Annotated in this window: 13 protein-coding genes and 1 other RNA gene; 10 read left to right on the top strand and 4 right to left on the bottom strand. The window is 52.5% G+C overall.

Annotated elements, in window-relative coordinates:
- The first annotated feature begins 1 nt into the window (after position 1).
- The 5 genes from ACESY8_RS04535 (at position 2) to ACESY8_RS04555 (ending at position 7,804) form a co-directional block, all read left to right on the top strand.
- The gene (locus ACESY8_RS04535) at positions 2–2,551 is read left to right on the top strand and encodes a DUF4268 domain-containing protein (protein WP_204681329.1); all 2,550 of its coding nucleotides are present in this window, start codon (positions 2–4) and stop codon (positions 2,549–2,551) included.
- Between the two features lie 13 nt (positions 2,552–2,564).
- A complete protein-coding gene (locus tag ACESY8_RS04540; protein WP_204681330.1) occupies positions 2,565–4,043 on the top strand; it encodes a type I restriction-modification system subunit M in 1,479 nt (492 codons plus the stop codon).
- Positions 4,040–5,554 (top strand): restriction endonuclease subunit S, encoded by a 1,515-nt coding sequence (locus tag ACESY8_RS04545; RefSeq protein ID WP_204681331.1) that lies wholly within the window; start codon positions 4,040–4,042, stop codon positions 5,552–5,554. Before ACESY8_RS04540 ends, ACESY8_RS04545 begins: the two co-directional genes overlap by 4 nt.
- A gap of 206 nt (positions 5,555–5,760) precedes the next feature.
- The gene (locus ACESY8_RS04550; RefSeq protein ID WP_288858999.1) at positions 5,761–6,708 is read left to right on the top strand and encodes a hypothetical protein; all 948 of its coding nucleotides are present in this window, start codon (positions 5,761–5,763) and stop codon (positions 6,706–6,708) included.
- Between the two features lie 70 nt (positions 6,709–6,778).
- The gene (locus ACESY8_RS04555) at positions 6,779–7,804 is read left to right on the top strand and encodes a hypothetical protein (protein WP_204681334.1); all 1,026 of its coding nucleotides are present in this window, start codon (positions 6,779–6,781) and stop codon (positions 7,802–7,804) included.
- A gap of 308 nt (positions 7,805–8,112) precedes the next feature.
- Here ACESY8_RS04555 and ssrA read toward each other — a convergent pair.
- The 4 genes from ssrA to ACESY8_RS04575 form a co-directional block, all read right to left on the bottom strand.
- Positions 8,113–8,460: a transfer-messenger RNA gene (gene ssrA / locus ACESY8_RS04560) on the bottom strand.
- Between the two features lie 172 nt (positions 8,461–8,632).
- Complete coding sequence (locus ACESY8_RS04565; RefSeq protein ID WP_007495250.1) at positions 8,633–9,154, bottom strand: peptidylprolyl isomerase; 522 nt, start codon at positions 9,152–9,154, stop codon at positions 8,633–8,635.
- A 42-nt stretch (positions 9,155–9,196) separates the two neighbouring features.
- On the bottom strand, positions 9,197–9,670 hold the full coding sequence (gene smpB, locus ACESY8_RS04570; RefSeq protein WP_007495252.1) for an SsrA-binding protein SmpB: 474 nt from the start codon (positions 9,668–9,670) through the stop codon (positions 9,197–9,199).
- Positions 9,671–9,739: 69 nt separating this feature from the next.
- Entirely contained in the window at positions 9,740–10,234 is a 495-nt protein-coding gene (locus ACESY8_RS04575; RefSeq protein WP_007495254.1) for an adaptor protein MecA, read from the bottom strand.
- Positions 10,235–10,411: 177 nt separating this feature from the next.
- Here ACESY8_RS04575 and ACESY8_RS04580 point away from each other — a divergent pair, with 177 nt between their 5' ends.
- The 5 genes from ACESY8_RS04580 (at position 10,412) to ACESY8_RS04600 (ending at position 15,868) form a co-directional block, all read left to right on the top strand.
- Entirely contained in the window at positions 10,412–10,945 is a 534-nt protein-coding gene (locus tag ACESY8_RS04580; protein ID WP_024722893.1) for an NUDIX domain-containing protein, read from the top strand.
- 18 nt (positions 10,946–10,963) lie between these two features.
- On the top strand, positions 10,964–11,674 hold the full coding sequence (locus ACESY8_RS04585; RefSeq protein ID WP_021631377.1) for a response regulator: 711 nt from the start codon (positions 10,964–10,966) through the stop codon (positions 11,672–11,674).
- A 206-nt stretch (positions 11,675–11,880) separates the two neighbouring features.
- Positions 11,881–13,668 (top strand): ATP-binding protein, encoded by a 1,788-nt coding sequence (locus ACESY8_RS04590; protein WP_009256780.1) that lies wholly within the window; start codon positions 11,881–11,883, stop codon positions 13,666–13,668.
- Positions 13,655–15,019: a hypothetical protein gene (locus ACESY8_RS04595; protein ID WP_054338575.1), complete on the top strand. Its 1,365-nt coding sequence runs from the start codon at positions 13,655–13,657 to the stop codon at positions 15,017–15,019. Before ACESY8_RS04590 ends, ACESY8_RS04595 begins: the two co-directional genes overlap by 14 nt.
- Positions 15,020–15,031: 12 nt before the next feature.
- Positions 15,032–15,868, top strand: a complete 837-nt coding sequence (locus tag ACESY8_RS04600; protein WP_087359544.1) for a two-component system regulatory protein YycI — start codon at positions 15,032–15,034, stop codon at positions 15,866–15,868.
- The last annotated feature ends 347 nt before the right edge of the window (positions 15,869–16,215 follow it).

The raw sequence follows: 16,215 nt of genomic DNA on the forward strand, positions 1-16,215 counted from the left end.
TATGAAAGGTTCAGAAACGAAATTGGTTTCTTATATGCAGGGATCGGACAAACGCTTTATCATCCCTGTGTATCAAAGAAATTATGATTGGAAAACCGAAAATTGCAAACAGCTATATGATGACTTGATCAAAGTTGTAAGGAGAGGGCGTAAAAGCCATTTCTTTGGCAGCATTGTATCGGTTCATAATGACGGTGAATTCAACGAGTATCTTGTCATTGATGGGCAGCAGCGGTTGACCACAATTTCGTTGCTCTTATTGGCAATGTACAATCTGATGAAAAACGGCGTTCTTACACCGGCCAAGGGGAATTTAGCAGAGAAAATCTACAAAACATATTTGATTGACGAATGGCAGGATGATGATACCAGAATCAAATTAAAGCCGGTAAAAAATGATCGGGATGCCTTTGGTCGATTGTTTGATGACCAGTCTCAGCATATTCCAAATTCTAACCTTACGATTAACTATGAGTATTTCTATTCTCGTATCCAAAAAGAAGAGGTCTCTCTGGACGAACTTTATGAGGCGGTCACAAAGCTGGAAATTATCAATATTACCCTGAACCAGGACGATAATCCGCAGTTAATCTTTGAAAGTTTGAACTCCACCGGCGTTGCGCTCAGCGAAGGCGATAAAATCAGAAACTTCATTCTCATGGGGTTACCCAGCAAACAGCAAGCAGAGTTTTACGAGAAATACTGGAATAAAATTGAGGTGTGTACGGACTACGATGTCAGCTTGTTTGTACGGGATTATCTTAGCGTAAAGCAACAGCTCATTCCTGCCATGAGCAAGGTGTATTTCACATTTAAAGCATTTGTGGAAGAAAGCGGGACGGAAGTTGAGGATCTGCTGCAGGAGCTTTTGCGCTATGCTAAATGGTATGCAGTTCTTCTGAAAGGAAAGACCGCAGACAAAGAACTCAATTCCTGTATTTATCGGCTAAACCGTTTGGAAACAACGGTTACCAGACCTTTCTTTCTGGAAGTTCTTCGCCTGCAATCAGAAAATAAGATTTCGCTGTCCGATGTAAAAGAAATTTTCCTCTATACAGAGAACTACCTGTTTCGCAGAGCGATTTGCGATCTGCCCACTAATACTCTAAATAAAATCTTTCTGATGCTGCATCGTGAAATCATTCGATATGACGGTACCGAGAACGATTATGTGGAAAAGTTCAAGTACGCACTTCGAGCAAAATCAGATCGCGGCAGATTTCCTGATAATGGCGAATTCATTGAAGCGTTTGAAAAGCGTCCGGTTTACCAGATGAACAGCAAAAACAAAATCTATATGTTGGAGCGCTTTGAAAACAGCGGAACTGTGGAAGTACAGGATGTCTATAAACAGTTTGATGATGGTGTATACTCGATTGAACATATCATGCCCCAGCATCTTACGCCAGTTTGGATCAAAGACCTTGGTGAGGATTATGAAGCTGTTCAAGAAACCTGGCTACATCGTTTGGCAAACCTTACCCTGACTGGCTATAACTCCAAGTATAGCAACAGTACATTTCAGGAAAAGCGTGATATGAAAAACGGATTTCGTGACAGCCATTTACATATGAATGTGTGGATTGCCCAGCAGGATCATTGGGGGCTGGAGGAACTGGAAACACGCAATCAAATTCTGATGCAGAAGGCCTTGGTGATTTGGCCGCTGCCGGAAACTGATTTCCAACCAGAAGAAAAGCAGATAGATTCGTATTCTCTGGATGACGATGTGGATTTGAGTGGTCGAGATATTGTCCGTTTTGGTTACAAAAATACAGAACAGCCCGTTACTAGCTGGATTGATATGATGGAGCAGATTTTGAAAATTCTCCATGCAGAGGATAAATCCGTGTTATCGAGGTTGGCGTATTCCACAGATGATACAAATGATTTGAATGTATATGTGAGCCACAACTCACAGGATTTGCGAAATGCACTGGAGATTGATACGGATATTTTCGTTGAGAGAAATACCAGCACATCCACCAAAATTTCCATGCTGCGCAAATTCTTTAAAGCATACGGCGCAAACGAAGCGGATTTGGTATTCTACCTTAAAGACTCCAACGTGGATACCGCAGCACAAGAGGCAGGTACAAGATATGAACTGAGGCGCAGGTATTGGGCATTTGCGCTGCCGTATATCCAGCAGTCACATGACGATGGAACTGGTCGAGGATGCTTCTCTGGATGCACAACATCCAAAGAGAATTGGCTGAGCGGCTTTTTTGGAATTGGCGGATTTAATATTTCTTGTATTGCCAACTACAATCGGGCAAGGGTGGATTTAACCTTGGCAAACGTCAGCAAAGAGCGAAACAAAGAAGCGTTTGATTATTTGTTCGGCCATAAAGATGAAATTGAAGCGACGCTGGGAAGTTCGGTCGAGTGGCTTCGGAGCGATAATACCAAGGGATCTTATATTCTTGTGCGCTTGGAAGGCGTTAGCATTGAAAATGAGGCTGACTGGACCCAGATGGCAAAATTTCATGCGGAATGGAGCAAGAAGTTCTATGACGCATTTGTTCCCTATTTAAAGCAAAAATACTAAGGCGGTATAACCCATGAGCAATTTAACGGGATTTGTAAAACGGCTGCGGGACATCATGCGCAACGATGCGGGCATCAACGGCGACGCACAGCGCATCGAGCAGATTGCCTGGATGCTGTTTTTGAAGGTGTACGACGCAAAGGAGCAGGACTGGGAATGGGATGATGAGGCGTATCAGTCCATCATTCCCGAGGAGTGCCGCTGGCAGAACTGGGCACACGATGACAAATCCGGCACCGTCCTCACCGGCGACCGGCTGCTGGATTTTGTGAACAACAAGCTGTTCCCCACGCTGAAAAGCCTGCCGGTGAGCGCGTCCACCCCCATCAAAAAGGCCATTGTGCAGACCACCTTCGCCGATGCCAACAACTACATGAAGGACGGTGTGCTGCTGCGGCAGGTCATCAACGTGATCGACGACCTGGATTTCAGCGACTATGAGGAAAGCCACGCCTTCGGCGAGATTTACGAGACCATCCTGAAGGAGCTGCAAAGCGCCGGTTCCGCCGGTGAGTTCTACACGCCCCGCGCGGTTACGGATTTCATGGCGCAGGTCATCCGCCCCGAAATCGGCGAGACCATGGCCGACTTTGCCTGCGGCACCGGCGGCTTTATCGTCAGCTGGCTGAAGGAGCTGCACAAGCAGGTGAAAACCACCGAGGACGAGCAGGCCTACAGCAACTCCATCTACGGCATCGAGAAAAAGCAGTTCCCCTATATGCTCTGCGTGACCAACCTTTTGCTTCACGGGCTGGATGTGCCCCAGGTGTACCACGCGAACACCCTGCTTCACGATGTGCTGGACTACACCGAGGACGACAAGGTGGATGTGGTTCTGATGAATCCCCCCTACGGCGGCAGCGAGAAGGCGGACGTGAAGAACCATTTCCCCGGCGACCTGGCCAGCAGCGAGACCGCCGACCTGTTCATGTCGGTAATTATGTACCGGCTGAAGAAAAACGGCCGGGCGGCGGTGATCCTGCCGGACGGCTTCCTGTTCGGCACCGACAACGCCAAGGTGAGTATTAAAAAGAAGCTGCTGCGGGAGTTCAATCTGCACACCATCATCCGGCTGCCGGGCAGCGTGTTCTCGCCCTATACCTCCATCACCACCAATATCCTGTTCTTTGACAACACCCATCCCACCGAGGAAATCTGGTTTTACCGGCTGGATATGCCCCAGGGCTACAAACATTTTTCCAAAACAAAGCCCATGAAAATGGAGCACTTCCAGCCTGTTCTGGACTGGTGGAACGACCGGCAGGAGCTTGCCGAGGACGGCTTCGACAAGGCGAAGAGGTTCACGGCGCAACAGCTCACCGAGGAGCTGGGCTACAATCTGGACCAGTGCGGCTACCCCCACGAGGAGGAGGAGATTCTGGCCCCCATGGACCTGATTCAGCGGTACGAAGAGCAGCGGGCCTCGCTCAATGCGGAGATTGACCGGGTGCTGGCGGAGATCACCAGCCTGTTGGGAGGGAATGCCGAATGACCCCGCAGGAGTTGAAAAACAGCATTTTGCAGCTTGCCATTCAGGGCAAGCTGGTGGAGCAGCGCCCCGAGGAAGGCACCGCCGAGGAACTTTTTGCCCAAATCCAGCGGGAAAAACAGCGGCTGATTTCCGAAAAGAAAATCAAAAAGGAAAAGCCCCTGCCCGAAATCACCGAGGACGAAAAGCCCTTTGATATTCCGCGAAGCTGGGTATGGATTCGACTCGGAGAAATTTCATCGCTCATAACCAAAGGAACTACACCAAGGGGTGGAAATGTAAGTTACTTAGAAGAAGGCATTGGTTTTCTAAGAGCAGAAAATGTTGCTGGACTGGATAAACTGGACAAAACAAATCTGAAATATATTGATAAAAATACTCATATCGGCTATTTAAAGAGATCAATTATACAAGAAAACGATATTTTAATTACAATTGCAGGAACATTAGGGCGAACTGCTATTGTAAAAAAAGAAGATTTACCTCTCAATGCAAATCAAGCGGTTTCAATGGTAAGATTAGTAAATAACTGTAGCCTTGAATTACTATATCTTATTTATGCCCTGAATTCAGGGGGGATACAAAAGTATCTCACTGAACAAAAGAAGACAACAGCTATTCCCAATCTCACATTAGAAATAATTGCAGATTGTATTATTCCTCTCCCTCCGCTTGCTGAGCAAAAGCGGATTGTTGCCAAAATTGAGGAGCTGTTGCCCTATATCGACCGTTACGAGCAGGCATGGAGCAAGCTGGAGCAGTTCAACAGTCGGTTCCCGGAGGATATGAAAAAATCCCTCCTGCAATATGCCATCCAGGGCAAGCTGGTGGAACAGCGCCCCGAAGAAGGTACAGCGGAGGAACTTTTTGCCCAAATCCAGCAGGAAAAACAGCGGCTGATTTCCGAAAAGAAAATCAAAAAGGAAAAGCCCCTGCCCGAAATCACCGAGGACGAAAAGCCTTTTGATATTCCAGAGGGCTGGAAGTGGGTGAGCTTAGACAATATATCGTGGTTCTTAGATGCTGGAAAAAGCCCAAAGTGTGATAAACAGCCTGTAAGTGAAGATGAATGGGGCGTAATAACAACTACGGCAATTCAGCTCGGTTACTTTGATGAAACGCAAAATAAAGTTTTGCCAAAGAATTTTGTTGTAAATCCAAGTATGCAAGTTCACAAGGACGATATTTTAATCACACGAGCAGGCCCAACAAATAGAACTGGTATTGCGTGTCTAGTTAAAGATATTAACTACAATCTAATACTTTCAGATAAGACATTACGCATCAATATGACCAATGAGTTTATATATAAAGATTATATTGTCATGGCTATAAATTCTCCGCCAATTCGAGCTTTAATTATCGAATTGATGTCGGGAATGGATAAGCAACAGGTAAACATTTCGCAAGACAAATACAAAACATTATTGATCCCTCTTCCTCCCCTTGCCGAGCAAAAACGCATTGTCGAAAAACTGGAACAACTGCTGCCGCTGTGTGAGCGGTTGAAGTGAGGAAATATGATAAAAGGGTTTATTGATTATAGAGAGGGTAAAATTCCGTTTGTCATTGAAAATTACCGCATGGAGTTGTTTACAGACGATGACCTCCTCAGCGACTTTTCAATGGAGCATAATTTTAAGAAAAATTATATTCTCCACGGGCAGTGTTTCGGTGTAGGCAGCCAAGGTCAAACGGCCACTTTTTTGTGGAGCGTTCTATGGGCAGTACCTGCTATTTGCGCTGCTATATCATCAATACAATAGCCTCAAAAGGCAACTACGATACCATAGGCTTTCAATCACCATTCCTTGACGATGTGTTCCGATACAAATATGAATATCTGGATATGGTCAGAAAAGGAATTAACTTGGCACTGGAACCCAAGGATGTGTATATGTTTCCATTTATCATGAACGGCATGCATTATGAGTTAGTGTATCGCATTGGACAAAATCATCGTTTGGGGCTTCTTGAGGACTTTGACAAAAAAGGAGAGCTTCTTTTCCGGCTACAGACAGATGACATACAAGAGCTTTATAATATTTCGATGGTTTTATATCGTCTTGCAATGTTTATGCTGTCTACATCAGAAGTGCCGTTTCAGCAGATCACACTATATAAAAATGGTCTAAAAACAGGATGGTTTTATTGTCCCATGGTTTCAGAAGAAGCGGCATCTTGGAGTGATGGATTTTTTTATCAGTTTGATGCCATGAAATATGTTCCTCGCATCCTAAATAACATAGCGAAAGATTCTGGAAGCAGAATTACAAAAAGTATACCGTTAGGCCACTTAGAAACTTTCTATACATTGTTTTCTCCACAACGCTTTTTACAACAGGTCATGTCATTTGAATATCTGTTTGATAAACTAGAGCCAGATAAGGCAGCAGATAGGAAGTTCCCGTTAAAAGCTGAATTACAATATATGTTTGATGAATTTCCGCAGTTGTTGTCTAATTCCAATTTATCCTCAGACAAGGTAAGTGCAAGAATCAAGGAAATAAGACATCAGATTACTCATGGACATGCCTATTATTATGATTTCAAAAGTGATTCTGAACTCCAATATTTGATTATTATTCTTGATAAGTTGATTAGGAACATGAGCTTATGGTGGGCTGGATTTACAAAAAAAGAAATTCAGGAATACCCCAATTTGTAAGACAGAAATATTCGTTGTTGAAAAATGCTATAGTTACTTCTATCTAGGAAGTTGAAGCGAGGTGCAGGAAATGAAAATTAAAGTTCCACAACTTTATGCCCCAAAGGCAATCAGTTTTTGCTGTGAACTTAGTGAGATAAGTGCTGACGAAACATACACATTTGATTTTTCAAACATCACTAACTATGAACCGTTTGCTATGCTACTATCTTCGGCAGCAATTCGACAGTTTTGTGCAAATAAGAATCTTGCACCGGGACAATACGACGCAAATTATGTGAATGATAAAAATTTTACATATGCTGGACATATGGGATATTTTCAATCAGCAGGCTTTCCACTGGGAAGAATGCCCGGAGAAGCCCCCGGCGGGGGAACATATATCCCTTTGACGAAAATTAATGTGGAACAATGGATACAAAACAGTATCCAAGCCGGTCGTTGTCTAGAGCAGGTAGACATTATTGAGTCGGAAAGCAAAGGCCTTGCGCGCGTCTTAGGACAAAAAAATCCAGAACTATGTAAGCTATTTCAATACTTGATTCGAGAAGCGATTCGTAATGTTCCAGAACACGCTGGCACCAGCGAAGTTTGGATTTGTGGTCAATACTGGAGGAACCGACCTGGCCACCCGGCTGAAATCGCTATACTGGATGAAGGTATGGGCATTATGCAAAGCTTATGCCGCAATAGGAGGCATAGAGAATTTATTTCCAACAATACGGAAGCATTGGAATGGGCAATCAAGCCAGGAGTTTCTGCGTCATTCGATCCAGGTAAAGGAGATAAAGGGAACAATCCAAATGCAAATTCCGGGTATGGGCTTTATATTATCAGCGAAATTTGTCGCATGACAGGCGGTCGATTTATCCTATTAAGTGAAACAGATTGTTTGGATGTGTTTCCGTATTCTTTTTATAAACGCACAACAAATTTTCACGGTACGGCGGTTGCTATTCGGATTAACACAGAAAGGATACAGAACTATCAAGAAGTTATTGATGCTGCGCGAAAACGAGGAGAAGAAACAGCTAAAACAATCAAAAACGCATTTAAACAAGCATCCATTCCTTCAAAAGGCTTGCTGTCTGAATAAAAACTGGTTTCATTAACAGAATAAAGGGAATTTGCAAAATGTGTAGCCGCAGAATGAAATTCTGAGTTCAATGGGGTTTGGGGCATAGTCCCCAACAAGCAGAAAAGGTGAGTGTGTACTAACACTCGCATTGCTTGCGCCAATCTGCCTGCATGGTTAGACGCCGAACCAAAATAAGACATAGGTATATAAAAAATCGAGGGCCAAGGTACTATGTACCTTGGCCCTCTGGTTCTGTGTTGACATCACAGCCACACTCTTACGGCAAAGCCGCCTTTAAAAAAGTAGGTGTTCGTGTAATGTCCATCTGGTGGAGGCGGGGGGAGTCGAACCCCCGTCCGAAAACGCTTCCTCGGGAACCTCTCCGGGCGCAGACGGTCATTTACATTCCCTTACCCCGGCGTAGGCCGTCAAACTACAGGGCTTGGTAGCTTCATTGTTCATGGTGCGCTCAAAGCTTTGCGCACACACGTGCACCACTAAACGACGCCCCGTTCCGGCTCGTGGTCCTTCCGGACGGGACGGTCACGGCTTAAGCCGCGACAAGCTCAACGTTATCGTTGTTCTTTAATTTATAAGTTGCCCATTTTAAGGATGATAGGCGCATCCGCCCGCTATTCCCGCCTCTACGTCCCCGTCGAAACCAGTACGCCCCCGGCTCGTCGCAAAGTCCGCTTTCTTCCGGGCACCCGCCAAAGGCGGACATCCGTCAGGCCGCTCCCTTGCTCCTCACCTTCCCGGTGAACCCGCTGACGCTGGGCTTCACCGGGAGAGATGAGGTTGCAGGACATTTCTGCGTGGAATTGAGTCGTTGAGCTCTCCTGAAAATCAGCACTTGGCCGGGGCGGGGTAGTCCACGCCGAAGGTCTCCACGGTGACGGACTTCATCCGCTGCTCCTGCTTGGGCTTATCCATCCGGTCCCGGTCTGCGTTCACGATGGTATCGGCCACGTCCATGCCCTCGATCACCTTGCCGAAGGCGGCATACTCGCCGTCCAGATGGGGGGCCTTCTCCACCATGATAAAGAACTGGCTACCGGCGGAGTTGGGATTCATGGCGCGGGCCATGGAGAGTACACCCCGGTCGTGCTTGAGGCTGTTCTGCACCCCGTTGTGGCTGAACTCACCGCGGATGGAATAGCCGGGGCCGCCCATGCCGTTGCCATTGGGGCAGCCGCCCTGGATCATGAAACCAGGGATTACCCGGTGGAAGATCAGGCCGTTATAAAAGCCGGACTGCACCAGGTTGATGAAGTTGTTGACCGTGTTGGGCGCCACCTCCGGGTAGAGTTCAGCGACCATTTTGCCGCCGTTCTCCATCTCAAAGGTGACAATGGGATTTTGAGCCATTGGATTCCTTCCTTTCCCAGGGGGATGCCCCCCTCTTTGACATCAATAACCGCCGGTGCGGCGGGATTTCATAGTGCGGTCCATTTCCCTCTTGGCGTCCTTGGCCGCGGCGGAGGCCCGCTTGTCGTAGAGCTTCTTGCCTTTGGCCAACCCCACCTCCAGCTTGACCTTGGGACCGCGGAAGTAGAGACACAGAGGCACCAGCGCGTATCCATCCTGCTTTACCTTGGCGAAGAGGCGGAGGATCTCCCGCTTGTGCATCAGCAGCCGGCGAGAGCGCAAGGGATCCTTGTTGAAGATGTTCCCTTTCTCATAGGGGCTGATGTGCATGCCGTGAACGTGCATCTGCCCGTCTTTCACGATACAGAAGGAGTCCTTGAGGTTGACATGGCCCTGGCGGATGGACTTGACCTCGGTGCCCGCCAGCTCGATGCCCGCCTCGTACTTATCCTCAATAAAGTAATCGTGGTAAGCCTTGCTGTTCTTTGCAACCACCTTGATTCCCTTGCCGTCCATGTCCTCACCCCCGGCCTGCGTTCCGGCTGTATATGCCTAGGTTTTTATTATACCACGCTTGTCAATAGGTCAGACGGGAAAGTAGGAGAGCAGCGCGGTGAGGGCGTCCTGATCCCACACGGGGCGGCCGTGCTCGGCCAGCCGGGCTTCCAGATGGGGGCGTGCGGTCTCACAGCGGCCGAACTCCGACAGCCGCGCAATGGCCTGCTCCTCCCCCGCTCCCAGCGAGAGCCACCAGCGGTCCTCCCACCAGAGCAGCGCCGCATCCGGCCGCGGTGCGGGCAGATCCCGGGCCGCGGCCACCACAGGCTCCAGCTCGTCAAAAGAAAACCAGGCCCGCTCCGGCGCGCGGACATGGGCAAACACCAGAACGCCGCAGGCATCCGGGTAGGCCTCGATCTCGATGGAGCCCTCCAGAGTGATCCCCGCCTCGTGGAAGGCGGTCTGTGTAATGGCCAGCGCCCGTTCCAGAGTCAGCCCTGCCGGGGTGAGACCGTGCTCCTTCAAGTCCGCAGGTGTGATGTACAGCGCCACGCTGGCGCTTCCGATTGGCTGGATCGTCATAACGGGCCTCCTTTTGCAAAAATCAATCCGACCGTTGATGGTATTATACCGGATGGCCGTGGACTTTGGATAGCTGTAATGATTGGGGGGATTGGCAAAGGGGCGGAATCTATGATATAATGTGGTTTAATCTGGATGCCGCAGTGCAAAGGCTGTGCAAAGAAAGGGATATGCCGGATGGAACTGATGGAAAAGACAGTGGAGAGCCGCGTGCTCTTTGAGGGAAAGATCATCACGGTGCGGCTGGACAAGGCGGAACTGCCCAACGGCCGCGTGGCCTCCCGGGAAGTGGTGGAGCACCCCGGCGGGGTGGCTATTCTGCCCCTGTTTGACGACGGCACGGTGAGCCTGGTCCGCCAGTTTCGCTACCCCTTCCAGGAGGTGGTGGCCGAACTGCCCGCAGGGAAGTTGGAGCGGGGCGAGGACCACCGTCTGGCCGCCCTGCGTGAGCTGGAGGAGGAGGTGGGCGCCTCCTGCGGGAGGCTGACCTACCTGGGGTGTCTCTACTCCTCCCCCGGCTTTTCCTCGGAGGTGCTTCACATGTATCTCGCCCAAGAGCTGACTGAGGGAGCCTGTCATCCGGACGAGGACGAGTTCCTCTCCGTGGAGCGCATCCCCTTCTCCGCCCTGGTGGAGCAGGTACGGCAGGGGGAGATCAAGGACGCCAAAACCGTGGCGCTGGTGCTGAAGGCCAAGCTGCTGGGACTGTGAGTGTGTGGAGGAATTGCCATGAACAAGCGTATCCTGATCGTGGAGGACGAGAAAAACATCGTCGATATTCTCAGCTTCAATCTGTCCAAGGAGGGCTATGAGACGCTGGAGGCCTACGACGGCGAGGCGGGCCTCCAGTTGGCCCTGGAGCAAAACCCGGATCTGATTCTCCTGGATCTCATGCTGCCCAAGATGAATGGTTTTGACGTATGCCGCAGCCTGCGCAGGGAAAACCGGAGCACACCGGTCATCATGCTTACCGCCCGTGAAGAGGAGACCGACAAGGTTCTGGGACTGGAGCTGGGGGCCGATGACTATATCACGAAGCCCTTCTCCATGCGGGAGCTGCTGGCCCGGGTAAAGGCCAATATTCGCCGCAATGAGATGGTAGGCGCCGCCGGCGCGGCTGCTCCCCTCGGCGGCAGTCGGCGTATTGAGCACGGCCGTATCGTCATTGATGTCGACCTGATGATCGTCTACAAGGATGATCACCCCCTGGAGCTGACACAGCGGGAATATGAGCTACTGAAATTTCTGGCCTCCCAGCCCGGAAAGGTCTTTTCCCGGGAGGCTCTGATGGAGCACGTCTGGAACTATGAGGGTTATGTAGGCGATGTGCGCGCCGTCGATGTAGCCGTGCGCCGCCTGCGCGAAAAGGTGGAGGACAATCCCGCAGTCCCGCAGTTTATCGTCACTCGAAGGGGCCTGGGCTATTACTTCAACGCATAAAACTCCAGCAAGGCAAGCCGCAGGTTGAATTCGTGTTGCCTGAAATCTTACATCCCTATGGAGTCTCCGTGCGGCCTGGCGTGCAGGGAACGGACGACTCCGCGGCCCTGTAGTTCATCATAACCGGGAGGCCATCGGGTACTGCTTCAACGCTTCGGCTCAGGACGCCGTTGCATCTCTTGGAAGAATTGGGAGGGGGTGTCCCCATGTTTCGAAGCCTGCACATGAAGCTCATGCTCATCATGACGCTGCTGATTATCTCCCTGATGACGGTGGTAGGTGCATTTCTGATCAATTCGGTTGCCAATTACTACACGCAGGACTTCTATACCCAGATGTCCGAGGCCTTTGGCGACCCGGACTTCTGGAAGGATCTGGAGACTCCCATCGAGGGTGAGGAGGACGCCGCATCCAGCATCGCCCACATTCTGGATACCAACAGCACCCTCGGCATTGACAACCGCAGCCGGAAATACTACGTACTGGACGGTACCGACGGCCACTGGCTGGCAGGCTCCGACGATAAGGAGTCCGGACAGGCGATGCCCAATGATTCCCGCAACCTGATGCGGGTGCTGGCAGGTGAGGATGCCAGCGACGATAACTCCCCCGCCGCCGCCTATATGGACGTAGCCGTGGCAGTACAGCGGGGCGAGGGCCGCTACATCGTCTATGTGCAGGACAACGGCGCCAATGTGTCCGCCCTCAACAGTGAGCTGATCACGCTGATTGTAGAGGCGTTGATCTTCGGCCTGATCATCTCCGTGCTTCTCTCTTTCCTGCTGTCCAAGACGCTGATCACCCCCATTGAGCGGCTGACCGAGGGCGCTGAACGGGTGGCGGACGGCGACTTTTCCCACAAAATCGAGGTGGCCTCCCGAGACGAGATCGGCGTGCTCACCGGCACCTTCAATGACATGGCCCAGCAGCTCAAGCGCACCCTGGAAGAAGTGGAGAACGAGCGCACCAAGCTGGGCACCCTCTTTCTGCATATGACCGACGGTGTGGTGGCCTTCTCCCGGGACGGCTCGGTAATCCAGTCCAACCCCGCCGCCGAGGAGATGCTGGGCCGATCCATTCCCATTGGCGGCAGCGAGAACTACGATACACTCTTCTCCGACATTGCTCCCCTCCAGGGGGTGCTGGCCGTGGAGCAGCCCGGCTACCTGGACGGTGAGCGGGATGTGGGCGGCCGCAGCCTGGAGCTTCTGCTCACCCCCTTTGACCAGGAGCGTCTGGGCGGCGTTCTTGTCGTCATTCACGACGTAACCGAGCAGCGCAAGACCGAGGAGCTCCGCCGGGAGTTTGTGGCCAACGTGTCCCACGAGCTGCGCACTCCCCTGACCAACATCCGCTCCTATGCGGAGACGCTGGCGGACAACGCAGGAGAGCTCCCTCCCAACACGGAAAAGAACTTCCTGGGTGTTATTCTCAACGAATCCGACCGTATGACCCACATTGTGCAGGATCTGCTCACCCTCTCCCGCTTTGACTCCGGCCGGGCCGAGCTGAAGTTGGCCCCCTTCCCTTTCGGACAGGCGGTACAGGATGTCTACAACGCCAACCTGATGGAGGCCCAGCGCCACGGCCACGCCATGGAGCTGGACATCACGGAAGAGCTGCCTGAGATTACCGGGGACCGTGAGCGGATCGTACAGGTGATGATGAATGTGGTATCCAACTCCATCAAATACACCCCCGATGGCGGCCGCATCCGTATCTCCGCCGGCCGCCAGGACCGGCGGGTGTGGATGGAAGTGGCCGACAACGGCATCGGCATCCCCAAGGAGGACCGGGGCCGCATCTTCGAGCGGTTCTACCGGGTGGATAAGGCCCGCTCCCGCGAGTCGGGCGGCACAGGACTGGGGCTCTCCATTGCCAAGGAGATCATAGACCGCCATGAGGGTACCATCGAGTTGGTGGACCGCTCCGGTCCCGGTCTGACGGTACGAATCACCCTACTGGTGGAGGGCCCGCACCATGGAAGGGAATAAGCGCGTGCGCCGCCGCAGACGAAACACCGTGGAGCGGCTTAAAAACCTGCTGATCCTGCTGCTCACCCTCTCCGCCGTGGTGCTCACGGTCCGGGTGCTGATGTTCAACGGGCTGGTGGATAAGGGCCCCCGGGGCTGGCTGGATCATCTTCTCTCACTTTTAGATCCCGGACAGAGCGTTCCGGCAGACGACCCCGAGGCGACCGGACAGTCCGGAGCCGCCGCCCAGCCCGTGCGTATTGCTGTCTGCGATGGGGTGGACCGCTTTGCGGTTCAGTATGACCCAGCCCAAGCCGACCGCCTGTTCAGTTCGGTAGGCATCCTGCTCAGCGAGGCTCTCTCCAGCGCCGCCTCTCCCCATACAGTTCCGGAGTCAGCCTGGCGGGACGCCCTACAGGCCCCGGGCGTGTGGTTCGACTTCCTGGGAGAGCTCCCGTTGGAGGCCCTATACGCCTGGATGGGCGAGGGCGGCAGCAACCCCTCCCTTACTGCTACAGCCCGCCAGTTGGCCGTGGCCCAGGATCTGGATGGTGGGGTCTCCCTGTACTATCATAATGAATCAGATGGCCTGTATTATGCCTGTGAAACGGAGGTCGCCTACACCGGCCATATGGACGAGCTGGTTTCCGGCCATGGGAGCAACGGTGCATTTTTTGTCTTTGAGTTGGAGGCGGACCGGGGCTATGCCGGGCTGGCCCCCTATGTACTGCTCACCTCCGCCACGCCGAGCCCCCTGGTGTACCACTCCGCCAACCCCCTCTCCTCCCCGGACGAGGCCACTGTGTCGGCCCTTCAGGCCGCTGTTTCCTTCCAGACACAGAGCGATGCCCTGTACGAAATCCCTGGCGGCCTGCGCCTTCGGGTAGGACGGGAAACTCTGGAGATCGGCAATGACGGCACCGTGTCCTACCACACCTCAGAGGACGCGGCCTCCCGCTATCCCATCGGAACCACAGATGGCTATACGGTGTCGGAGCTAGTGGAAACCACCCGGCGGCTGGCCGCAGATACTGTGGGCGCCTCCTGCGGCGCTGCCCAACTCTACCTGATGGATATCACAGAAGGGGCCGACGGCACCACAGAGGTCTGCTATGGCTACAGCCTGAGCGGAGCGGCCGTTCTCCTTCCAGAGGACGGCTGCGCCGCCCGGTTCACGGTGCGGAACGGACAGATCATAGACTATACCCTGCGCTTCCGCCGCTATGAGGAGACTGCGGAGCACAGCCTGCTTCTTCCCGAGCGGCAGGCCGCCGCCGCGCTGGAGGCCCTGTCTCCCGAGGGAAGGGAGTTAGTGGTCTTTTATACGGATAATGGCGGTGACACTGTGGAGGCCGGCTGGGCCGCCAGATAGGAATGATGCCCTGTGGAATGGTCCAAATTAAAAAACATCATCCTGCTTCTGCTGGTATCCGTCAATGCCTTCCTCCTGATTCTGGTGGGTGTGCAGGAGAGCCGTGCCGCCCGCTATGAGGAGGATACGCGCCAGGCGGCCGTGCGCGTTCTGGAGCAGAGCGGCATCACCTTCGGCCCGGAGCGGGTCCCCCAGGAGGCCGGACTCTCCCCTCTGACCGTCACCCGTGACCGGGAAAGCGAGGCCATCGTGGCGCAGACTCTGCTGGGCGATGTCTCCCGCGAGGGGGAAAACGATGTCCGGCATCGGTATTCCAGTGTACAGGGCACCGCTGAATTCTCCATGAACGGCACCTTCTCAGTGCGTTTTCAACCTGGTGCCTGGGCCAAGGAACATGAGCGCTCCTACGAGGATGCCTCCCAGTCATGCCTGGAGCGAATCGATTTCCAGGGCACTCTCATCTCCTCCGAGTCCGGTGAGCGCCCGGGGCAAACGGTACTGACCTACTACCAGAACTGGGAGGGTACCCCCCTTTTTTCCTGTCAGGTCACCCTGCTCTGGCAGGATGACACACTGCTCCGCATGGAGGGCCAGCGCCTGTCCGGCACCATAACCTCGTCCAGCGAGGAAGAGACCCTCTCTGCCGCCACAGTCCTGGTCCGTTTTCTGGCCGGTGTGACAGAGGGTGGCTTTGTGTGCAGCCGCATTGACGAAATGAACGCGGGCTATCTGATTGTCAGCGGCACCACGCGGCCTGTCGAGCTCACACCGGTCTGGCGCATCACCACAGACAGCGGCGCCTATTATGTGGACGCCATAACGGGAGAGCTCTCCCCCACCGAAGATTGACAAATGCCCCCTCCTACCACTTGGACACATCCAGCTTATCCAGGCTGATGCCGACCTGGTTCCATACCTGGATGAGCACCACCTCATCCCCGCTGTAGAGGCAACGGAGCGAATCCGGCGTGATTCCTTTTCCGCAAGCTCAGTCAGCAAGCGCGGTACTTGCGGAATTTTGGACTTGATTGCTACCCGCAATAAGGGAATGGGCGCCGGGCTGCAATAATTTCATGCCGTACCTCAAATTTTGTATCGTATTTTTACCTCTGCCCGTGGCACCCTAGTGGTGAGGTGATACTATGGCAAAGCAAGGTATGTCCCGCCCCGAGCGGACGCACACCCAACCCCACAAC

The sequence above is a fragment of the Clostridium sp. ATCC BAA-442 genome (genome assembly GCF_964239415.1).
GTDB classification, from domain to species: Bacteria; Bacillota; Clostridia; order Oscillospirales; family Oscillospiraceae; genus Flavonifractor; species Flavonifractor plautii.